General features: G+C 41.6%; 22 protein-coding genes. 12 read left to right on the top strand and 10 right to left on the bottom strand.

Features of this window, described 5'->3' with window-relative positions; genetic code table 11:
* From N2257_06615 to N2257_06650, 8 genes are all read left to right on the top strand, one after another.
* Positions 1 to 283 (top strand): adenylyl-sulfate reductase subunit beta (locus tag N2257_06615; GenBank protein ID MCX7794057.1); only part of this gene is annotated, 283 nt, incomplete at its 5' end.
* A 12-nt stretch (positions 284 to 295) separates the two neighbouring features.
* A complete protein-coding gene (aprA, locus tag N2257_06620) occupies positions 296 to 2,302 on the top strand; it encodes an adenylyl-sulfate reductase subunit alpha (protein ID MCX7794058.1) in 2,007 nt (668 codons plus the stop codon).
* A 144-nt stretch (positions 2,303 to 2,446) separates the two neighbouring features.
* Positions 2,447 to 3,697, top strand: a complete 1,251-nt coding sequence (locus N2257_06625; GenBank protein ID MCX7794059.1) for a CoB--CoM heterodisulfide reductase iron-sulfur subunit A family protein — start codon at positions 2,447 to 2,449, stop codon at positions 3,695 to 3,697.
* A complete protein-coding gene (locus tag N2257_06630; GenBank protein MCX7794060.1) occupies positions 3,697 to 5,910 on the top strand; it encodes an FAD-dependent oxidoreductase in 2,214 nt (737 codons plus the stop codon). The genes N2257_06625 and N2257_06630 overlap by 1 nt, the downstream gene beginning before the upstream one ends.
* Positions 5,911 to 5,921: 11 nt before the next feature.
* A complete protein-coding gene (qmoC, locus tag N2257_06635; GenBank protein MCX7794061.1) occupies positions 5,922 to 7,109 on the top strand; it encodes a quinone-interacting membrane-bound oxidoreductase complex subunit QmoC in 1,188 nt (395 codons plus the stop codon).
* The gene (locus tag N2257_06640; protein ID MCX7794062.1) at positions 7,106 to 7,540 is read left to right on the top strand and encodes a CBS domain-containing protein; all 435 of its coding nucleotides are present in this window, start codon (positions 7,106 to 7,108) and stop codon (positions 7,538 to 7,540) included. The genes qmoC and N2257_06640 overlap by 4 nt, the downstream gene beginning before the upstream one ends.
* A 33-nt stretch (positions 7,541 to 7,573) precedes the next feature.
* The gene (locus N2257_06645; protein ID MCX7794063.1) at positions 7,574 to 9,625 is read left to right on the top strand and encodes a sodium-translocating pyrophosphatase; all 2,052 of its coding nucleotides are present in this window, start codon (positions 7,574 to 7,576) and stop codon (positions 9,623 to 9,625) included.
* Between the two features lie 77 nt (positions 9,626 to 9,702).
* Positions 9,703 to 10,464, top strand: coding sequence for a YkgJ family cysteine cluster protein (locus N2257_06650; protein MCX7794064.1), 762 nt, complete (start codon positions 9,703 to 9,705; stop codon positions 10,462 to 10,464).
* On the opposite strand, the gene N2257_06655 is transcribed toward N2257_06650, so the two are convergent.
* The 7 genes from N2257_06655 to atpB all read right to left on the bottom strand — a co-directional run bounded on the left by N2257_06655 (position 10,451) and on the right by atpB (position 13,530).
* Positions 10,451 to 11,074 (bottom strand): PilZ domain-containing protein, encoded by a 624-nt coding sequence (locus tag N2257_06655; protein MCX7794065.1) that lies wholly within the window; start codon positions 11,072 to 11,074, stop codon positions 10,451 to 10,453. The two genes, N2257_06650 and N2257_06655, sit on opposite strands and share 14 nt — an antisense overlap.
* Entirely contained in the window at positions 11,071 to 11,457 is a 387-nt protein-coding gene (locus N2257_06660; GenBank protein ID MCX7794066.1) for a hypothetical protein, read from the bottom strand. Before N2257_06660 ends, N2257_06655 begins: the two co-directional genes overlap by 4 nt.
* 6 nt (positions 11,458 to 11,463) lie before the next feature.
* On the bottom strand, positions 11,464 to 11,793 hold the full coding sequence (locus N2257_06665; GenBank protein ID MCX7794067.1) for a ferredoxin:thioredoxin reductase: 330 nt from the start codon (positions 11,791 to 11,793) through the stop codon (positions 11,464 to 11,466).
* Positions 11,794 to 11,796: 3 nt separating this feature from the next.
* Positions 11,797 to 12,054 (bottom strand): glutaredoxin family protein, encoded by a 258-nt coding sequence (locus tag N2257_06670; protein MCX7794068.1) that lies wholly within the window; start codon positions 12,052 to 12,054, stop codon positions 11,797 to 11,799.
* A 1-nt stretch (position 12,055) separates the two neighbouring features.
* The gene (locus N2257_06675) at positions 12,056 to 12,379 is read right to left on the bottom strand and encodes a hypothetical protein (GenBank protein MCX7794069.1); all 324 of its coding nucleotides are present in this window, start codon (positions 12,377 to 12,379) and stop codon (positions 12,056 to 12,058) included.
* A 76-nt stretch (positions 12,380 to 12,455) separates the two neighbouring features.
* Positions 12,456 to 12,800: an ATP synthase F0 subunit C gene (gene atpE / locus N2257_06680; protein MCX7794070.1), complete on the bottom strand. Its 345-nt coding sequence runs from the start codon at positions 12,798 to 12,800 to the stop codon at positions 12,456 to 12,458.
* A 58-nt stretch (positions 12,801 to 12,858) separates the two neighbouring features.
* The gene (gene atpB, locus N2257_06685) at positions 12,859 to 13,530 is read right to left on the bottom strand and encodes a F0F1 ATP synthase subunit A (GenBank protein ID MCX7794071.1); all 672 of its coding nucleotides are present in this window, start codon (positions 13,528 to 13,530) and stop codon (positions 12,859 to 12,861) included.
* A 346-nt stretch (positions 13,531 to 13,876) separates the two neighbouring features.
* On the opposite strand from atpB, the gene feoB reads away from it, so the two are divergent.
* Positions 13,877 to 15,850: a ferrous iron transport protein B gene (gene feoB / locus N2257_06690; GenBank protein MCX7794072.1), complete on the top strand. Its 1,974-nt coding sequence runs from the start codon at positions 13,877 to 13,879 to the stop codon at positions 15,848 to 15,850.
* A 152-nt stretch (positions 15,851 to 16,002) separates the two neighbouring features.
* Here feoB and hisH read toward each other — a convergent pair whose 3' ends face one another.
* The 3 genes from hisH to recN are packed head-to-tail and all read right to left on the bottom strand — an operon-like array spanning position 16,003 to position 18,535.
* Positions 16,003 to 16,641, bottom strand: a complete 639-nt coding sequence (hisH, locus tag N2257_06695) for an imidazole glycerol phosphate synthase subunit HisH (protein ID MCX7794073.1) — start codon at positions 16,639 to 16,641, stop codon at positions 16,003 to 16,005.
* Entirely contained in the window at positions 16,638 to 16,886 is a 249-nt protein-coding gene (locus N2257_06700) for a ferredoxin family protein (protein MCX7794074.1), read from the bottom strand. The genes hisH and N2257_06700 overlap by 4 nt, the downstream gene beginning before the upstream one ends.
* A complete protein-coding gene (gene recN, locus N2257_06705; GenBank protein ID MCX7794075.1) occupies positions 16,886 to 18,535 on the bottom strand; it encodes a DNA repair protein RecN in 1,650 nt (549 codons plus the stop codon). Before recN ends, N2257_06700 begins: the two co-directional genes overlap by 1 nt.
* 204 nt (positions 18,536 to 18,739) lie before the next feature.
* Here recN and N2257_06710 point away from each other — a divergent pair, with 204 nt between their 5' ends.
* From N2257_06710 to fbp, 3 genes are all read left to right on the top strand, one after another.
* Positions 18,740 to 19,012: an HU family DNA-binding protein gene (locus N2257_06710; protein MCX7794076.1), complete on the top strand. Its 273-nt coding sequence runs from the start codon at positions 18,740 to 18,742 to the stop codon at positions 19,010 to 19,012.
* 76 nt (positions 19,013 to 19,088) lie between these two features.
* Positions 19,089 to 19,394 carry an MTH1187 family thiamine-binding protein gene (locus tag N2257_06715; GenBank protein ID MCX7794077.1) on the top strand — a complete coding sequence of 102 codons (306 nt, stop codon included), beginning with the start codon at positions 19,089 to 19,091 and terminating at the stop codon, positions 19,392 to 19,394.
* A gap of 224 nt (positions 19,395 to 19,618) precedes the next feature.
* Positions 19,619 to 20,651: fructose-1,6-bisphosphate aldolase/phosphatase (fbp, locus tag N2257_06720; GenBank protein MCX7794078.1), on the top strand; the 1,033-nt coding region annotated here is incomplete at its 3' end.

Genomic DNA, 20,651 nt, shown 5'->3' on the forward strand with positions numbered 1-20,651 from the left:
GTGCTGGGAATGCTACGACTGCGTGAAGATATGTCCGCAGCAGGCAATTGAGGTGAGGGGTTATCAGGACTTCAATCCCCTTGGAGCAAATGTTATCCCTATGAGGGGTACAGACTCTATAATGTGGACAATCAAGTTCAGAAACGGTGCTATTAAGAGATTCAAATTTCCAATAAGGCTCACTCCAGAAGGTTCAATTGATCCCTATACAGGACTTCCTGAACCAGATTATTCAAAAATAAAAGGCCCTGGCTTTTTCTGCTATGAGGCCAGGAAGGAATAAGGAGGTGTAGAGATGGAAAAAGAGACCTGTACTTTTTCGTACTGTGCAAAACCGCCAATAGTTGAGGTCGAGACAGACCTTCTAATAATAGGTGGTGGCATGTCTGCCTGTGGTGCAGCTTTTGAGGCATGCAGATGGGCAACACCTAAGGGCTTAAGAGTAGTTATGGTTGACAAGGCAGCAACTGACCGCAGTGGTGCTGTTGCAATGGGTCTTTCAGCTATTAACACTTATATTGGAGAGAATAAGGTAGAGGATTATGTAAAATATGTAAGAAATGACCTTATGGGAATAATCAGGGAAGACCTTGTCTTTGACCTCGGAAGGCATGTAGACAACTCTGTTCATCTTTTTGAGCAGTGGGGTCTTCCAATATGGAAGGTCGGAGATGATGGATTCTCCCTTGATGGTTTCCAGGCAAGGGATGCAGGTAAACCACTTCTTAAGGATGGTGGAAAGCCTGTAAGATCTGGTAAGTGGCAGATAATGATAAACGGTGAGTCCTATAAGGTAATAGTTGCTGAGGCAGCAAAGAAGGCTCTTGAGTATAACAGACAGGCAACAGGTATGGCTCAGAATCATTTTGAGAGGGTCTTTATAGTGAAACTTTACAAAGATGCAAAGGTTCCTAACAGGGTTGCGGCTGCAGCAGGATTCAGCGTCCGTGAGAACAAGATATATATATTCAAGGCTAAGGCAATATGCCTTGGTGCAGGTGGAGCAGTTAATGTCTTTAGACCGAGGTCAACAAGAGAGGGACAGGGTAGGGCATGGTATCCTGTATGGAATGCAGGTTCAGGATATGCCCTCGGAATGCAGGTCGGTGCAGAACTAACAATGATGGAAAACAGATTTGTTCCTGCAAGGTTCAAGGATGGTTATGGTCCTGTTGGTGCCTGGTTCCTCTTCTTTAAGGCAAAGGCAACAGACAGCCTTGGAAATGACTACTGTGCAAATCAGGAGTGGATTGCTGAGGCAAAGCAGAAATACGGTGCCTATGTTGATGCAATGGGTACTGCCATCAGAAACCACTTCATGATGAAGGCAATGAAGGCAGGAAATGGTCCAATAATAATGAGAACCCATGAGGCAATGGCTGCACTCAGCAAGATTATGATTGAAAAGCTTGGTGAAAAAGAAGGAATGAAGAAGGTAAAGCACCTTGAGGCTGAGGCATGGGAAGACTTCCTTGACATGTGTATAGGCCAGGCAGGCCTCTGGGCTTCAAGGAATATTGAGCCTGACAAGGTTCCTTCCGAGATAATGCCAACAGAGCCCTATCTCCTTGGCTCTCATGCAGGATGTGCTGGATTCTGGGTAAGTGGTCCTGGTGATATACCAGGTGCACCTGCAGAGTGGTTCTGGGGATATAACAGGATGTCAACAGTTGATGGACTCTTCATGATGGGAGATATTGTAGGAGCTTCAGGTCACAAGTTCTCCTCAGGCTCTCATGCAGAAGGAAGGATTGCTGCAAAAGCAGCAGTTGCCTATATACTTGACCATATGGATTATAAGCCAACAATAAAGGAGACACCTGATCAGATAGCAGCAGAGCTTTATCTGCCCTTTGAGGTCTATGAAAAGTACAAGACCTATACAACCGATCCATACACTAATCCACATTACATAAGACCACATATGCTCCAGGCAAGGCTCCAGAAGATAGCCGATGAGTACTTTGGCGGTGTAAGTACATGGTATATGACCTCAAAGACAATGCTTGAAGAAGGACTTGCCCAGCTTGAGATGCTTAAGGAGGATTCAAATAAAATGGCAGCAGCAAACCTCCATGAGCTCATGAGATGCTGGGAGAATTATCACAGGATTCTCTCAGTGGAGGCCCATGCAAGGCATATCCTCTTCAGAGAAGAGTCCAGGTATCCTGGATACTACTACAGGGGTGACAAGGACTTTATTGATGACCAGAACTGGAAGTGCTTTGTCAACTCCAAGTATGATCCAGAAACTGGAAAATGGGAGCTCAAGAAGGTACCCTATGTCCAGATATTTAAATAACTCAGATTTCAATTAGTAAGTCAGAAGGTGGAGGCTACTCTGTAGCCTCCATTTTCAGGCTTACTAAAAGTAATATAAAGGTTATAAGTGATCAGTGCTTTTTTTCATAGCTGATCACGGATAATGAATTGAAGGAGGTTCAGAATGCCGGACAGTAAGACAATCCTCGTAATAGGAGGAGGATTCACAGGCCTTACAGCAGGCATAGATGCTGCAGAGGCAGGGTATGATGTGGTCATAGTAGAGAAAAATCCATATCTTGGTGGAAGGGTGGCCCAGCTTAACAAATACTTTCCAAAGCTCTGTCCTCCTCTCTGCGGACTTGAGATCAATATGAGGAGGATAAAGACAAATCCAAATATAACCTTTTATACCATGGCAGAGGTGGAGAAGGTATCGGGTGTTCCGGGGAATTATGATGTAACTATAAAGATAAAACCAAGGTATGTGAATGAGAAATGCACCGGCTGTAATGCCTGTGCAGAGGCCTGTCCTGAGGAGAGGCCGGATGAATTTAATTTCGGACTTTCCAAGACAAGGGTTGCCTATCTTCCCTTTGACCAGGCCTTTCCTTTCAGGTATGTTATAGATGATAAGTACTGTAAAGGTAATTCCTGTGCTAAATGTAAAGAGGCCTGTAAATATGATGCCATTGATTTAGATATGAAGCCTGAAAAAGTGAATATAAAAGCTGGAGCAGTTATTCTTGCTACAGGCTGGAATCCCTATGACGCAAACAGAATTGACAATCTCGGATTCGGAAAGGTTAAGAATGTTATTACAAATATGATGATGGAAAGACTTGCAGCCCAGAATGGACCGACTCGGGGAAAGATTATAAGACCATCAGATGGAAGGGTTCCCCAGACCATAGGTTTTGTACAGTGTGCTGGAAGCAGGGATGAGAATCACCTCCAGTTCTGTTCCTATATATGCTGTATGGCATCATTGAAGCAGGCAATGTATCTCTGGGAGCAGAATCCAGAGGCTAAGGTGTATATATTTTACATTGACATAAGGACACCTGGAAGATATGAGCAATTTTACTGGAAGGTAAAAGATAATCCAAATGCTGTTTTTATAAAAGGCAAGGTTGCAAAGGTTGCCCAGGCTGACAATGATGATGTAATTGTGGAGGCTGAGGATATGATTTCAGGAGAACTGATCAGGCAGCGATTGGATATGCTCGTTCTCGCCACAGGTATGGAGCCAGCAGCAAAGACAGCAAGGCCATCAATACACCTTAACTTCAATGAGCATGGATTTGCCATGCCTGATGATACAGGCATCCTTGCAGCAGGTTGTGCAAAGAATCCCTATGATGTAGCAAAGTCTGTACAGGATGCCACAGGTGCGGCATTAAAGGCAATACAGCGCATAGTGGGAGGTAGATAATGGAAAAGAAGATAGGTGTATATATATGTGAGGGATGCGGAATAATTGATGCTATTAATACTGAAAAACTTGAGAAATCTGTAAGAAATATTCCTGTTAAGAGGCATCCTGCACTCTGCGGTTCTGAGGGAGTGGAGCTTATCAAAAGTGATATAAAAAATGAAGGCATTAATACCATTGTAATAGCTGCCTGTTCACCAAGGGTTAAATACGAGGTTTTTGATTTTCCTGGCTCTATTGTAGAAAGAGTTAATATAAGGGAATTAGTTGCATGGACACTTGAGCCAAAGGATGAGCTCACCCAGGCTGCTGCAGAGGACTATCTTAAGATGGGTATTACAAAGGTTCAAAAGTCAGACCTTCCAGAGCCATGGGTACAGGAGACAGTAAAGACAATACTTGTAATTGGTGGTGGCATTACAGGACTCACTGCATCACTTGAGGCAGCAAAGGCTGGTTATAAGGTCTATCTTGTAGAAAAGGAGCCTGAGCTCGGTGGATATGCGAGAAAGCTTTACAAACAGGTGGCAAGGCCAAATCCTTATAAACTTTCTGATCCCACAATAGGAGATCTAATAAAAGAGGTTGAGGCCCATCCAAATATACAGATATTTAAGCCTGCAAGGGTTGCAAAGACAGATGGCCAGCCAGGTATTTGGGATGTAACTATAGAGAGTAATGGAAAGACAGAGGTCCTGAGGATTGGAGCAATTGTTCTTGCAGCAGGCTGGAAACCCTATGATGCAAGCAGGCTTGAACATCTCGGGTATGGAAAATTCAAGGATGTTGTGACAAATATAGAATTTGAAGAGATGGCAAAAAAGGGTAGACTCACAAGACCTTCTGATGGAAAAGAGGTTAAAAGGGTTGCCTTTATTCAGTGTGCAGGAAGCAGAGATCCCAATCATCTGCCCTACTGTTCAGCCTATTGCTGCGGAGCCTCATTGAAACAGGCGAAGTATGTAAGAGAACTGGTGGAGGATGGTCTTGCTTTTATAATTTATAAAGACATAAGGACACCTGGGCAGACAGAGTTCTTTTACAAGGAGGTACAGGGTGATCCTGGAATAATGCTTACTAAGGGAGATGTCACAGGTGTTTATGAAGAGGATGGTAAGCTTTATGTTGAAGCAGAAAGTACACTCTTTATGGGTGAGAGGATTAAGATAGAAGCCGACCTTGTTGTCCTTGCGATAGGCATGGTGCCTGCAACAAGGGAGTCTCAGGAATATCTTGAAGGTCTTCAGAAGGCAGCAGCTCAGGGTGATGAGGCAAAAAAGGCATATATAGAGTCAACACCAAAACCGGAGTTTATTCTTAATCTTAATTACAGACAGGGTCCCGAGATCCCACCATTTGTAGAAAAAAATGCTTATGGATTTGTAGACTCTAACTTTATATGTTTCCAGTACGAGACCCGCAGGACTGGAATATATGCTGCAGGCTGTGTAAGGCAGCCAATGACAATGGCCGAGGCTCAGGATGATGCAGCAGGAGCAGCACTGAAGGCAATACAGGCAGCTGAACATGTTGCAAAGGGTATTGCAGTCCATCCAAGGGCATGGGATATGACCTATCCTGATCCCCTTCTTCTGAGATGCACTGCCTGTAAGCGCTGCACCGAGGAGTGCCCATTCGGAGCAATTGATGAAGATGAAAAAGGTATCCCCTATTACAAGCCAAACAGATGCAGGCGCTGTGCAACCTGTCTTGGAGCCTGTCCTGAAAGAATAGTCTCATTCAAGGATTACAGTGTTGATATGATATCAGGAATGATAAAGGCAATAGATGTTCCTGAAGAGGGACTGATGCTTCTTGCCTTTGTTTGCGAGAATGATGCCTATCCAGCTCTTGATACAGCAGGCATCAATAGATTAAAACTTCCTCCAAATATTAGGGTAATTCCTCTCAGATGCCTTGGTTCAATGAATCTTGTGTGGATTGCTGATGCCCTTTCGCGTGGAATCGATGGAGCAATACTTTTTGGATGTAAATTTGGAGAGGATTACCAGTGCCATTTTGTTAAGGGAAGTGAGCTTGCCAATTACAGGCTTGGTAAGGTACAGGAAACATTAAGCAGGCTACAGCTTGAGTCAGAGAGGGTAAAGATGGTTCAGCTTGCTATCAATGAATACCACAAACTGCCAGAGATAATAAATGAATTTGTTGAAAAGATAAATGAACTTGGTCCAAATCCCTATAAGGGCTTTTAAGGAGGTTTTAGATGGCCGAGATTATAAAACCTGATCTCAGATTCGTGAAAGAAGTAATAAAAGCTGGTGGCACGGATCTTAAAAAGTGCTACCAGTGTTCTACATGTACAGCAGTATGCAATGTCACCCAGGACAAAAAACCATTTCCGAGAAAAGAGATGCTTTATGCCCAGTGGGGTCTTAAAGATAAACTCTTTTCAAATCCTGACATATGGTTATGCCATCAGTGCAGTGACTGCACAGCCTATTGCCCAAGGGGTGCAAAGCCAGGTGAGGTACTAGGCGCTATCAGGAAACTTGCTATTCAGGAGCACTCCTGGCCGGGTTTTCTGGGTAAAATGGTGGGCAATCCACTTTATCTGATTTTTCTCCTTGCTGTGCCTGTTATTATCCTTTTAATTGGAGCTCATGGAAATCCTCTTGATCCTGATTCCATTCCGAGAGGTGAAGATGGAAGTATTGTTTATGCTAAGTTTATGCCAATAAATACAGTAATAGATCCCATATTCATCGCAGCAGCAGCCTTTGCCGTCGTCTCTTTTATAATGGGTGTTAAGAAGTACTGGAATACCCTTAAAGCAGCTGGATACAGTCAAGGATCTCAGAGCCTCTCTAATAGCATAGTAAACACTCTGAAAGAGATACTCCTTCACAGGCAGTTCACAAGGTGTAATGTGACAAAGACGAGGACCTATGCCCATCTACTGACTTTCTATGCCTTTATTGGTCTTGCTATAACAACATCGTGGGCTGTTGTCTATCTTTACGGATACGAGATATTCGGCATCCAGCCTTTTGGTATATTCCATTTTGGTGAATCACCCTATCCCCTTTACGATCCGGTAAAGATTCTCGGTAATATAAGCGGTCTTGCCCTTATAACAGGAATAACCCTTATTGTGCTTTTCAGGCTAATAAATGCTCCCAAGGCAGGCATAGGAAGTTATTTTGACTGGCTACTGATAGCAGTAATATACATAATTGCTGTTACAGGAATACTCTCTCAGGTTTTAAGATTAGCTGATATCGCAAGCCTTGCCTATCCAGTTTACTTTTTGCATCTTACCTTTGTTTTCTTCCTTTTCGCCTATGCACCTTTTTCAAAAATGGCTCATATGGTATACAGGACAGTTGCAATGGTCTTTGCAAGGCATAATGGCATCACACCAAAAGAACTAATTGAGAGGAAGGCAAGTTGACAATCAGAAAATTATTAAAAAATAAAGGAGCTGAACTCATAGGTGTTCACCCAGATACACCTGTGGGAAAGGCTATTGAAAAGATGGTTGAAAGGAATATTGGCGCCCTAATAATTATAAGCGATACAGGTAAACCACTCGGGCTTTTTACGGAAAGGGATGCACTGAAGGCATGGGTAAAGGCTGGAAAGAATTTTGAAGAACTTGAGGTTAAAGATATAATGACAGTTGATCTTGTCGTAATAAAGCCAGAAGATGACCTTAATACAGCAATGTCACTGATGAATAAGCTAAAGATAAGGCATCTTCCAGTTGTTGAGGATGGAAAGGTCATAGGCATGATTTCTATAAGGGATGTAGTAAACAGCATTGTTGGTAAACTTGAGGCAGAGGTTCATTATTTAAAGGAGTATATTTCTGAGGGAGTATAATTTCTTAAAAAACTTTAAAAGGAGGTATGTGAAATGAGTACTATTCTTGTAGTTGCCCTTCTCAGCGGTATTCTTGGTGTTGCCTATGCCCTCCTTACAGCCCAGTGGGTATTAAAGCAGCCCAGCGGTACTGACAGGATGAGGGCAATATCGGATGCGGTTAAAGAAGGTGCTCAGGCCTTTCTTAACCGGGAATACAAAACAGTTGCTATTGCAGGTGCTGTGATATTCGTGCTCATACTTGTAGCAGGTCTTGGTACATGGACTGCGGTAGGATTTCTTATTGGTGCTGCTGGTTCGGCCCTTGCAGGATATATTGGTATGATGGTTACAGTAAGGGCAAATGTAAGAACAGCTGAGGCAGCAAAGGGTGGACTTAATGCTGCCCTGAAGCTTGCATTCAGGGGCGGATCTGTTACTGGAATGATGGTTGTTGGCCTTGGCATCATAGGTATAGCAGGATATTATCTTATTGTAAGAGCTGTTGAGCCAGATGTTGAGAAGGCATTCCATGCGCTTGTGGGACTCGGCTTTGGCTGTTCATTAATGAGTGTCTTTGCTCGTATTGCCGGTGGAATTTATACAAAAGCAGCTGATGTAGGAGCAGACCTTGTTGGAAAGGTTGAAGCAGGAATACCAGAGGATGACCCAAGAAACCCTGCAGTTATTGCTGATAATGTTGGTGATAATGTTGGTGACTGTGCTGGTATGGCTGCAGACCTTTATGAAACATATACAGTTACAGTTGTTGCAGGAATGCTTCTAGCCAAGACAATCTTTGGTGCTGAGAGTGCCTGGGTTGTATTTCCTCTTCTAATAGGTGCAATTTCAATAATTGCCTCGATTCTTGGAACATTCTTTGTGAAACTTGGCAAAAGCCAGTATATTATGGGTGCACTTTACAAAGGGCTTGCTGCATCTGGAATACTTGCTGCAATTGGCTTTTACTTTGCAGCCCAGTGGTTCCTCGGTCAGCCTGGAGTGGAGGCAGGTGTCTTTACACCACTTAAGATATTCACCACAGCCCTGATAGGACTTGTCCTTACATGGCTGATTGTTATGATAACTGAGTACTTTACCTCGAAGAGTTTTGCACCTGTCAAGCACATTGCTGCAGCAAGCCAGACAGGTCATGCAACAAACATCATAGCAGGTCTTGCTGTTAGTATGAAATCAACCGGCCTTCCGGTCCTTGCCATCTCCGGTGCAATTCTCTGGGCCTATGCCCTTGGAGGTGGTTTTGATGGTAATCCTGGTTCAGGCCTCTTTGCAATTGCCCTTTCAGCAGTATCCATGCTTTCTATGACAGGAATAGTGGTATCCATAGACTCCTACGGTCCTATAACGGACAATGCAGGTGGAATTGCTGAAATGGCAGAGCTTCCAAAGGAGGTTAGAGCTGTCACAGACCCCCTTGATGCAGTCGGTAATACCACAAAGGCTGTTACAAAGGGTTATGCAATAGGTTCTGCAGGACTTGCAGCACTTGTGCTCTTTGCTGAATACTCAAGGGCCTTTGGTGAGAGTCTTGTATTTGAACTTTCAAATCCAAAGGTTCTTGTTGGTCTGTTTATAGGTGGACTTCTGCCATATTATTTTGGTGCCCTTCTTATGGAGTCTGTGGGTAAGGCTGCAGGTGGTGTTGTTGAGGAGGTCAGGAGGCAGTTCAGGGAGATTAAGGGTATAATGGAAGGAACAGCAAAGCCAGAATATGGTAAGTGTGTGGATATAGTTACAAAGTCAGCAATAAAGGAGATGATGATACCTGCCCTTCTGCCAGTGGTTGTTCCAATCCTGGTTGGATTCATTATTGGAAAGGAAGCACTGGGCGGTGTGCTTATAGGAAGTATTGTAACAGGACTATTCCAGGCAATTGCTATGACAAGTGGGGGAGGAGCCTGGGATAATGCAAAGAAATATATTGAAGACGGAGCATACGGTGGAAAGAAATCCGAGGCACACAAGGCAGCAGTTACCGGTGATACAGTGGGCGACCCTTACAAGGATACAGCGGGCCCTGCTATTAACCCAATGATAAAGGTTGTAAATATAGTAGCGCTGCTTATCGTTCCTTTGATTAAATAATACTGACTGTGTTATTCTAACGGGCTGGCTTCAGCCAGCCCTTTTTTATTTTTATATTAAACCTCTGGAGGTAAGAATTGATACTGAATATTTCAGCAGTTGAACCTGTTCGATACACTGGAAAGGCAAGGTTTAAGTTCAGATGTCATAAGGATATCTCATGCTTTACAAGATGCTGTAGCCGCATTGACATAATGCTTACACCCTACGACATCGTTGTGATGAAAAATAGATTAAAGATCAGCTCTTCAGAATTTCTTGAGAGATATACAAACATGATTGTTGATGAGAAATCGTCCCTGCCCTGCGTCTTTTTAAGGATGGACCGTGATAAAAAATGTCCCTTTGTTACCCCTGAAGGTTGCTCTATTTATGAGGATAGACCTGTGAACTGTCGATATTATCCGGTCGGGCACGGAATTATTAAAAAGGCAGTTGATAGGGAGATAGTTAATGAAGAGTTTTATTTTTTTCTTAAGGAGGACCACTGTAAGGGATTTCTTGAATACTATGAATGGACCATTGAAGAATGGTTAAAGGATCAGGGAGTTGAGAGCTATGATGATATTAACAGGGAATGGAGGCTCTTTCAGCTCAGGAGGAATGGACCTGGAGAGTCAATTGATACAAAAAAACAATCCCTTTTCTACCTCGCCTGTTACGATATGGATAGATTTAGAAGATTTATCTTTGAAAGCGGTTTTTTAAATCATTTTGATGTTCCTGAATCCCGTGTGGAACTTGTCAGAGAGGATGAAATCGAGCTCTTAAAACTGGGATTTGACCTTGTTAAATATCTCCTGATGATAGAGGAAACCTTTAACATTAGACAGAAATAGAATAAAAGAGGTCAAGGACATTCTTAAAGAAATTAAATGATAATTCATCAGGCATTTCAGCTACAAAGGCTCCTGAAATAAAGTTAACCCCGTTCCTTTTACAGTAAACCACTTTTATTTTAAGGATGAGTTCCTTACTTGCTGTTCTTATAGTGCTTATCTTTAAGCTGTAAATTTTGCCAGGCTTCAGAGGCTCCTTGATTATAAATTGAAGACCCTGCTGGCTTATATTTGTTATGATGCCTTCAATCATCTTGCCTTCTGCATCAATTGTAAGATTTATATATCTCCTTATAACCTCTGGAACAGGATATCTTAGATGTCTTCGCTTTTCGTTACTGGAAACTTTTGAAATCTCAGATGTGAATTTCAGGTCACTAGCAATCTGCAGGTATTTTACCCAGTTCATTATTTCATAGGTGCTTCGGAGAGCTTCTTGCAGAAGAGAGACCATCCTGGGTTCATTGCACTCCTTCAGTATCTGCTCAAGTATTTCTGATGTGCCGAAGGCCTTATTTATAAGGATATCAGACAGGCATTCGATATGTTTTTTTGTCTGTATAAAGCAGGAATCAAATCCTCCACATATTCTAAGACATCTGTCTATCATTCTAATTTGAGTTCCTTTTTTAACCAGCTTTTTATCTCTTCTGTAATTCCATACATGCCATGGACAGGTGGATGCACAGGTTGTTCCAGGGCACCGCGGAGTAATTCTTCAGGGATTTCATCAATGACACCTACTGTATCTGCCACATCACTTCTGTTTATCTTCATTAACATAAGGCTTGGTTTAGAGCCTGTTGTTTCTATATAAAAAACATAACCTATCATATTCTTAAGACTCTGAAATTCCTCTTCTGTCATCTGGAACCGTGGCTTCATTATTAAGGGGAGTGAGGCATCCCACTTAATGTTGGACAGGATATCTGGTCTTCTTTTAATATCCCTTAAGGTCTGCAGACTGAATATATTTATATCATCCTCATGCATTATAAATCACCTCCTTACAGGCCTTCTTTCCGGCACGATCCTGTGAGGAATTTTCCCCTCATTCCATTCCCTGGATACATAAAGATAACAGTAACAACTGCCATATTCCTTTATGTCATCATCCCTGTATCTGCACGGACAGATTATATCTTCATCCCTTTCTTTAATCCCTGTTGCGAGCCTGCAGGGACAGGATCTGTAACCGTAGCGTTCTTCATTTTTTAATAATCCACTTATAATCTCAAGGGTAAAATCCCTGTCCTTATTCAGTTCTATGCCCTGACTGGCTGCATATTTTTTTAATATATCATAAAGCTCTTCAGCAGTCACTGGCACTTTTCAGTCTCTGATTAAATTAAGAACTCGCTTTTTTAGCTCTTCCGGGTCATAACCCCTTATAACTTCAGCCACAACAAGGGTTGGATAGGTTGCCTGGGGATTGTACTTCATTAGCTCCTTTGTCATGAGCCATTGTTCTCCGCTATCCAGTGTATCTACCTCAATCAGTTCGTAGTGGATATTATTTTCGTCAAGAAATGCTTTCACCTTTTTACATACAGGACAGGTACTCAGGCTGAAGAGGGTTATTTTCTTCATCTTAATGTGTTAGAGAATCGGGGTCAATTGGAAAGTCCTTGAAGGTTTGACGTATGTTATCCATGACGTCTTCAAGCATCTCATCATTTGCCTTTAGAAGCCGTTCCATGGATACCTGAAGTTTTTTTGAGAGTTCAATAAGTGGAATATTTTTACCATAATGTCTCTCAGCAATCTCGATCTTGAGGGCATCATCAATAATTGAACGCCGCAGGTTTTCATCAGCCACAGATATTGCTTCACAGGCGATGTCGAAGGGCTGACCATTTTCAATATTCTTTCTTATTATTTCTATCGATCGTTTGTAAACCTGGTCATCAGACATGATAAATTATAACATAAAAAAGGGGAGCAGTCATTTAAAGAGTTTATTTTAAGCTTGCAGACTGCTCCCTGTAGTATCATATTTTGAAGGGATTTGCAAAAAGTATTATCAGTACTACAACAAGGGCATAGATAGCAAGGGACTCTATCATGGCAAGACCAATAATAAGCGTGGTCATTATCTTACCTGATACACCTGGATTCCTTGCTACACCCTCACAGGCCCTGCTAAGGCCGATGCCCTGACCTATACCTGTACCCAGAGCTGCTAGACCTATTCCAATAGCACAACCAAGGGCTGCCATTGCATAGTAATGGAGTTTCGCCTCATTAAGAGCTGCTCCCTCTTCTGCAAAGGCCAGAGGTGCCATGATATAAAGGACTGCAAGAGCAATAAGTGTTGCTACCGTGATTCTTTTCATCCCAGAACCTCCTTTCTTATAAGGATTTATGCCTTAAGCCTAAAGACCTAAAGCCTTTTTAATGAGATTCCTCAACAGCACCAGCAAGATAAAGAGTTGTCAGAAGAACAAAGACAAAGGCCTGTATTACGCTCACAAGAACTCCAAGTCCCAGTATTGCAACAGGCACAATCCATGGTGTAAGTAGAGCCAGTATTATGAGTATCATATGTTTTGCTATCATATTTCCAAACAACCTGACCGATAGCGTAACAGGTCTTGCAAGATGGCCGATTACTTCAATTACGAACATCATAATCATCAGCGGAAGTGCCCAGATGCTTTTCATAGGACCGAGAAAGTGATTTATGTATTTTATGCCATGAACCCTTATACCGTAATAATGAGTTGCTAGGAAAACAGGAACAGCCATAGAGGCTGTTGTGTTTATATTACTTGTAGGTGATTCAAAACCGGGGATAAGACCCATGAAATTACAAACAAGGATATAGAGGCCCAGAGTACCGATCAGAGGAAAAAACCTCGGTGCCCAGTGATGGCCTATGTTTTCTTCTGCAAGTTTCTTTAATTCTTCAACAAGTATCTCTACAAAATTCTGTATTCCTGTAGGAACAAGCTTTAGGGTACTTCTTATCATTAAAGCTACAGCAATCAGTATTATCATTGCAAGCCATGAATAGGTTACATATGGTGGGACACCATGAATCTCAATCAATAAAGGTGCTTCCACAGAAACCTCCTCACATAGTCCTAAATCATATCAGCCTTCGGTAGTGGCTGTTTACGCTGGTCAAGCTATAATACCCATCTCTAATACTAAAGTCAAGATTCGGTTGGCCTATTGAGGTATAAAAAATTTTATTGTTTTATAAAAGATTATAATCTAAGGCATAGTATTTTAAAAATTTGCCAGCCCGAATTAATCTCCTGATTACTTGACTTAATTATCTTTACCTGTTATAGTAAATGAGAATAATTATCAATTACAAATATGTCACACTGAAATATTTAAGAAATGCACATCAAGCTGGGCTGCATATTACATAGGCTTTCCCTGCATCCTTGAAGGATTTAAAATGAAGGAGAGTCAGAGAGGAAGACAAAAAGGTGGAGTATACGGAAGGATTGCCCTTGTGGGAAATCCAAATGTTGGCAAAAGCGTAATTTTCGGTCTTTTGACAGGAAGGTATGCCACTGTCTCAAATTATCCAGGTACAACCATAGAGATAACTTCTGCACCATGTTATCTAAACGGGAAGAAATATTTGATTATTGACACACCTGGTATCAACAATCTTATTCCCATGAGTGAGGATGAAAAGGTCACAAGAGATATACTGCTCAGGGACAGACCTGATGCTGTTATTCAGATTATTGATGCGAAAAATCTTAAAAGAGGGTTATTCATAACAATACAGCTTGCTGAGATGGGGATACCCCTAGTAGTTGATCTCAACATGATAGATGAAGCAAGGGACAGGGGGATTCTGATTGATGAGAAAAAACTGAGCGATGAACTTGGAGCACCTGTGGTTAGCACTATTGCCTCTCAGAAAAAGGGTCTTTCAGAGTTAAAATCTGCTACAGCCAGTCCGCAGGTGCCTTCAATTATGGTTAACTACGGAACTATTATTGAGGATGCCTTGAAAGAGTTAGAAATGCTATTGCCTGATTCTTCCATATCAAAGAGATCCATAGGCCTCATGATTCTTTCAGGTGATGAAACCCTTAAAGGCTGGCTGAGAGCGAGCCTTTCTGAAAAGACACTAGAGCGAATAGAGGAGATAAGGGACAGGTGCGCCGAGAAATTAAAAACAGATCCCGGGCTCATAATAAATGCAAAAAGGCTTGCCCTTGCAGAATCTATTGGACTTGGAGCCATAAAAAGAATTTCTGCAGGCTCAGGAGGATTAGCTCAGCTTCTTGGAAATTTAAGTATGCATCCATTATGGGGATTGCCGGTCCTTGGATTTGTGCTTTTTCTTCTTTATGAATTTGTAGGTATCTTTGGTGCTGGTACACTTGTTGATCTTCTCGAGGAAGGTCTTTTTGGAGAGTATATTAATCCTATGTTTACAAAAATTGTAGAGTTCATTATACCCTTAAGCCTATTAAGAGAGGCACTCGTTGGTGAATACGGAATGATAACAGTTGCTATAACCTATGCCATTGGCATTATTCTTCCAATAACCACCACATTCTTTATAGCCTTCTCAATACTTGAGGACTGCGGCTATCTTCCAAGGCTTGCTATCATGTCAAATAGATTGTTTAAAACTATGGGTCTGAGTGGAAAGGCAGTGCTTCCAATGGTCCTTGGCCTTGGCTGTGGCACTATGGCTGTAATGACAACAAGGATTCTCGAGACCAATCGCGAGAGACTTCTTGCTGCTTTTCTGCTTGCCCTTGCTGTGCCATGTTCCGCCCAGCTGGGAGTTATTCTTGGTATGCTCGGAAGTTTCTCCTGGAAAGCGACCCTTATATGGTTCTTTACAGTACTGAGTGTGCTTCTTCTTATGGGATCAATTGCCTCGAGGATTGTTCGAGGTGAGAGTTCAGAATTTTTTATGGAGATACCACCTATGAGGATGCCTGTTCTTGAGAATGTGCTTATAAAGACCTTTAACAGAGTAGTATGGTATCTCAGAGAGGCTGTCCCTCTTTTCATCTTGGGAACATTTATACTTTTTATATTGCACAAAATTGCTATTTTGGACTGGATAAAGCATATTGCATCACCCATTGTGGTAAATCTCCTTGGACTTCCTGAAAAGACCACTGAGGCCTTTTTGCTCGGCTTTCTCAGAAGGGACTATGGAGCAGCAGGTCTGTTTGACATGTCCAAGGAAGGGATTCTTAATCCTCTTCAGTCTCTTGTAAGCCTTATTACAATAACACTCTTTGTCCCCTGTCTTGCCCATTTTTTGATGATGGTAAAGGAATTTGGCCTGAGGGTTGCCTTTATGATTGTCCTTGTGGTTTTCCCAAGTGCAATACTCTTTGGAGGCCTTGTAAACCTGGTTTTGAGGAGTTTGAATATATCATTCTGAATATAGATGCCATGATTTTTCTTTAAAAGCATTAACAAGAAATATTTTTTATAAAATCATCTTAAAAATTTAATTTACATTGACAAAAGATGGCATCTTTTTATGTTCTAAAAGTATGCTTTTTATAAAGATTATTTCTTGCTTTTTTAGCTTTAAAGAACTGCATTTAGCTTATCCTTTTTTACAAATTCCACAAAATTTCTGAGTAACTTGAGCCCGAGGGCCTGACTTTTCTCTGGGTGAAACTGTGTGGCAATGATATTATCCTTCCAGATAGAGGATACAAACCACTGACCGTATTCTGTCTCTGTTGAAACAACTGACCTATCCTCAGGTACAACATAATAGGAATGGACAAAATAGAAATAGCTCCCTTCTGGAATATCCATGAAGATGGGTGCTCTTTTAATTATCCTTACACTGTTCCATCCCATATGGGGTATCTTTAGATTCCTATCCTTTAAGGAGAATCTCCTAACCCTTCCACGGATAATTCCCAGACCTCTGTTCAGTCCAAACTCCTCTGATTCATCAAAAAGGATCTGAAGCCCCAGACATATACCTAGGTACGGTTTACCCTTTTGTATTGCCTGCACAATTGCTTCAAGAAGACCCTTTTCATTTAAATTTCTCATGCAGTCAGGAAAGGCACCAACTCCAGGAAGAACCACCGCCTCTGCGCCTTGAATATCGGAGGGATTCTGAGTTACCTTCACAGGAGTTCCTGTTTTCAGAAATGCCTTTTCCACACTCTTAAGATTTCCCATTCCATAATCGACAATAACAATCATTTCTCTCTCCATACAAGTATTGATATTTCAGGACACATCTCAGCGCAGGAAGCGCAGCCAGTGCATTCATCTGATACCACCTCTGCCACAAAATAGCCCATCTTGTTGAATCTCTTCCCTATAACTATTGCTGATTTCGGGCATGCTTCCACACAGTAGCCACAACCTTTACAGAGCTCCTGGTTTATCTCTATCCTTCCTTTTGGTTTTCTTGTACTTTCTGATGTTACCTTCTTTGCTTTCATCATGACTCCTTCAATAATTCCCTTGCATGCCTCAAGGAGGCATCTGTTATCTTTCCACTTAGCATCCTTGCAATTTCTTCCTGCCTTTCTGTTTCAGAAAGGCTTTTTACCTTAACTTCAACGGAATTCTTTTTCTGAACCTTTTCTACCTTTATATGATGATCTGCCCTTGATGCTATCTGGGGAAGATGGGTTATGCACAGTATCTGTCTGTTTTTTGAGAGTTTTTTCAGTCTCTGCCCGACCTTATCTGCTACAGTACCGCCAATGCCAGCATCAACTTCGTCAAAGATTAATACAGGTATTCTGTCAACCTCTGCAAGTATTACTTTAAGACAGAGCATGAGCCTCGAGAGTTCACCTCCTGAGGCAATCTTTGTCATGGATCTTGGAGGCTCTCCTGGATTTGCAGAGAATTCAAATTCAATATCATCAATCCCGTTCTTGGAGAGTTCAGGCAGTCTTCTGATATTTATTCTGAATATTGCCTTATCAAGGGCTACCTCCTTCAATTCGTTCTTCATTGCCTCCTCAATCCTGCGGGCAGTTTCTCTTCTTTTATCTGAAATCTCCTCGGCAAGTCTCCAGAGAATTCCTTCTTTTTCTGCAAGTTCATTTTTCAGGTCAGAAAGCACATTTTCAGAACTCTCAAGGATTTCAAGTTCTTTCTTTGCCTTTTCAAGATAGTAGAGGATTTCCTGCACTGATGGCCCGTATTTCTTTTTTAATCTCTCAATAAGGTCAAGTCTCTCATTAAGGTAATCAAGCCTTCTGGGATCTATATTATATTTTTCCCTTAGGGCACTCAGGTTACGCGATGTTTCCTCAATAAGAGGTTTTGCCTGCGAAATAATCTCAACAACTTCCTGAAGCTCGGGATCTATGTGAGCGAGTTCTTTTAATCTGTTTATGGTCTTTGCAATCTGAACAATACAGGAATTCTCAGATTCGTATAATGAACTGTGAGCGAGATTTACTGCCTCTAAGAGCTTTGCAGAATTCTTCAGTATGGCATATTCCTTTCTTAGGGATTCTTCTTCATCCGGTCTCAATCCTGCCTTTGTTATTTCATTTATCTGATATCTGAGAAGGTCTGCCCTTTGTTCTCTGTACCTGAGATCCTCTTCTATCTTTCTTATTCTTTCTTTAAGCTCTGTTACAATAGTATATACCTCACTGTATTCTTTCTTAAGACTGTCAATTACTCCAAAGGAATCAAGGAGCTCAAGCTGTCTTTCTTTATTCATCAGACTCTGGTGTTCATGCTGGCTGTGAATATCAACAAGCAATGAACCAATACTCTGGAGTGTTGAGAGATTTACCAGGTTTTCATTTATATATGCTCTGTTTTTACCCGAAGAAGAGATAATCCTTTTTAGGATAATACTGCTGTCTTCTAGTGGAAGACTTTCAGGTAGATTTATATTTTCTATATTTTCAATATCAAAAAGTGCCTGGACAGAACCCTCATCTGCTCCATATTTAAGTATCTCAGAACTTGCTCTTTCTCCGAGAGCAAGGCTAAGGGCATCGACTATTATGGATTTTCCTGCGCCTGTTTCACCTGTTAGGACATTGAGTCCTGGTTTAAAGGTTAAGATAAGATTTTCGATAATTGCCAGGTTTTTAATTGCTAATTCCTGAAGCATATAAAATTATAACATGAAGGATATGAGGGGATTCTTCCAGGGTAGTTTCAGCAGGTCTTAATATTGTATACCATTTCTTGCATTTTATGTCTTTATTGACACTAAATAGACTTGACAAAAAGGCCGAGCTTTGCTACCTTATCTTAGCAGAAAACCTTGGCTAACAAGCTTTGGAATCTTAGATGTCAATAAGGAGGATTTATCATGACTAAGGCTGAACTTGTTGAGAAGATTGCAGGCGGTGCAGGTCTTTCAAAGACTCAGGCATCTAAGGCACTTGATGCCACACTTGATGCAATCAAGGCAGCACTAAAAAAGGGCCAGAAAGTCACATTAGTCGGGTTTGGAACTTTCTCTGTTTCAAAAAGAAAAGCAAGAAAAGGTCGTAATCCGAAGACAGGTGAGGAAATCAAGATTCCGGCTATGAAAGTGCCAAGATTTACTGCAGGAAAGGCTTTTAAGGATGCCATAAAATAGGCTATGGCCTGAAGGCTAAAATTAATTGAAATCCTGAGCCTTCAGACAGAGCTAAACCTATGAGAGGAGGTGTCCCATGCTTGTTGAATTTAGCATAGTTCCAGTAGGTGCGGGAAGCAGTATAGGTGATTATCTTGCAGAGGTCCTTGATATTGTTGACAGAAGCGGTATGCCTTATAAGGTTAATCCTATGGGAACAGTGGTCGAGGGAGAATGGTCTGAGGTATTTGGTCTTATAAAAAAGTGTCATGAGGCTGTAATGAGTAAAGCAGACCGAGCCATAATTACAATAACTATTGATGATAGAAAGGGTAAACCAAACAGGATTGAAGAGAAGGTTGCCTCCATTGAGAGGAGACTCAGCAGGAGCTTGAAAAAGTAGTATAGAACTGAGTTATATATAATTTTTCTAAAGCTCCTATACCCGGTAAGGGATTCTCTACAATTAAGTAAAAGGAGATTTTTGTCCAAATCTCTAAAACATTGCGTAAAATATTATAATGGTATAATGAAAAGAGATATTATCTCAAGCCCTTTTAATTTAGATCATAAATAGAACTAATCTGCCAAACCAGGCGATTACGATTATAGAATGGGAGGTTTGTTATGTCTGAAAAGATTACTCTTAGTGTGATCAAGGCTGATGTAGGTGGATTTGTTGGGCATTGTGCTATTCATTGTGACATGATGGACTGTGCAAAAGGCAAGCTGGAAGAAGCTAAGAAAAAAGGCTTAATTATCGATTTTTATGTAACTCGTTGCGGAGACGATATGGAACTTATAATGACGCATAAAAAGGGTACAGATAGTGAGGAGATTCATAAACTCGCATGGGATACCTTCCTTGCAGCCACTGAGGTGGCAAAAGAACTCAAGATGTACGGCGCAGGTCAGGACCTGCTTGCAGACGCCTTTTCAGGAAATGTGAAGGGAATGGGTCCTGGTGTGGCTGAGATGGAATTTATAGAAAGAAAATCAGAGCCCGTTATAATATTCATGGCAGATAAAACATCTCCAGGTGCCTGGAATCTTCCGCTCTTTAAGATGTTTGCTGATCCCTTTAATACAGCTGGTCTTGTAATTGACCCGGCAATGCATGATGGGTTTATCTTTGAGGTTGTTGATGTTTACGGTCACAGAAGCATTAAACTTCATACCCCTGAGGAGATGTATGACCTGCTGATGCTTATTGGAGCAATGAGAAGGTATATGATAAGAAGGGTTTATACAAAAAAGGGCGAGATAGCTGCTGCAGCATCTACACAGAAACTGAGCCTCATTGCCGGTAAGTATGTTGGAAAGGATGATCCAGTTTTAATAGTAAGGTGTCAGGCAGGTCTTCCTGCTGTTGGAGAGGCTCTTGAACCTTTCTCCTTTCCTCACATTGTTGAGGGCTGGATGAGGGGTTCTCATCACGGTCCTCTAATGCCGGTTTCTTTTGATAAGGCAAATCCCACAAGATTTGACGGTCCACCGAGGGTTATTGCTGCAGGATTCCAGATAACCAGCGGAAGGCTCATAGGCCCGAGGGACCTCTTTGATGATCCGGCATTTGATTACGCAAGACAGAAGGCAAATGAGATAGGAAATTATCTAAGAGTCCACGGTCCTTTTGAACCACACAGACTCAGCCTTGATG

The organism is Thermodesulfovibrionales bacterium (assembly GCA_026417875.1).
GTDB lineage: Bacteria > Nitrospirota > Thermodesulfovibrionia > Thermodesulfovibrionales > CALJEL01 > CALJEL01.

Coding starts and splice junctions, on each gene's coding strand:
- qmoC (MCX7794061.1), top strand. CDS start 5,922: ATGGCCGAGATTATAAAACCTGATCTCAGATTCGTGAAAGAAGTAATA.
- feoB (MCX7794072.1), top strand. CDS start 13,877: ATGAAGGAGAGTCAGAGAGGAAGACAAAAAGGTGGAGTATACGGAAGG.
- N2257_06700 (MCX7794074.1), bottom strand. CDS start 16,886: ATGAAAGCAAAGAAGGTAACATCAGAAAGTACAAGAAAACCAAAAGGA.
- N2257_06625 (MCX7794059.1), top strand. CDS start 2,447: ATGCCGGACAGTAAGACAATCCTCGTAATAGGAGGAGGATTCACAGGC.
- atpE (MCX7794070.1), bottom strand. CDS start 12,800: ATGAAAAGAATCACGGTAGCAACACTTATTGCTCTTGCAGTCCTTTAT.
- N2257_06715 (MCX7794077.1), top strand. CDS start 19,089: ATGCTTGTTGAATTTAGCATAGTTCCAGTAGGTGCGGGAAGCAGTATA.
- N2257_06710 (MCX7794076.1), top strand. CDS start 18,740: ATGACTAAGGCTGAACTTGTTGAGAAGATTGCAGGCGGTGCAGGTCTT.
- N2257_06660 (MCX7794066.1), bottom strand. CDS start 11,457: ATGCATGAGGATGATATAAATATATTCAGTCTGCAGACCTTAAGGGAT.
- aprA (MCX7794058.1), top strand. CDS start 296: ATGGAAAAAGAGACCTGTACTTTTTCGTACTGTGCAAAACCGCCAATA.
- recN (MCX7794075.1), bottom strand. CDS start 18,535: ATGCTTCAGGAATTAGCAATTAAAAACCTGGCAATTATCGAAAATCTT.
- N2257_06645 (MCX7794063.1), top strand. CDS start 7,574: ATGAGTACTATTCTTGTAGTTGCCCTTCTCAGCGGTATTCTTGGTGTT.
- hisH (MCX7794073.1), bottom strand. CDS start 16,641: ATGATTGTTATTGTCGATTATGGAATGGGAAATCTTAAGAGTGTGGAA.
- N2257_06675 (MCX7794069.1), bottom strand. CDS start 12,379: ATGTCTGATGACCAGGTTTACAAACGATCGATAGAAATAATAAGAAAG.
- N2257_06670 (MCX7794068.1), bottom strand. CDS start 12,054: ATGAAGAAAATAACCCTCTTCAGCCTGAGTACCTGTCCTGTATGTAAA.
- N2257_06655 (MCX7794065.1), bottom strand. CDS start 11,074: ATGATAGACAGATGTCTTAGAATATGTGGAGGATTTGATTCCTGCTTT.
- N2257_06630 (MCX7794060.1), top strand. CDS start 3,697: ATGGAAAAGAAGATAGGTGTATATATATGTGAGGGATGCGGAATAATT.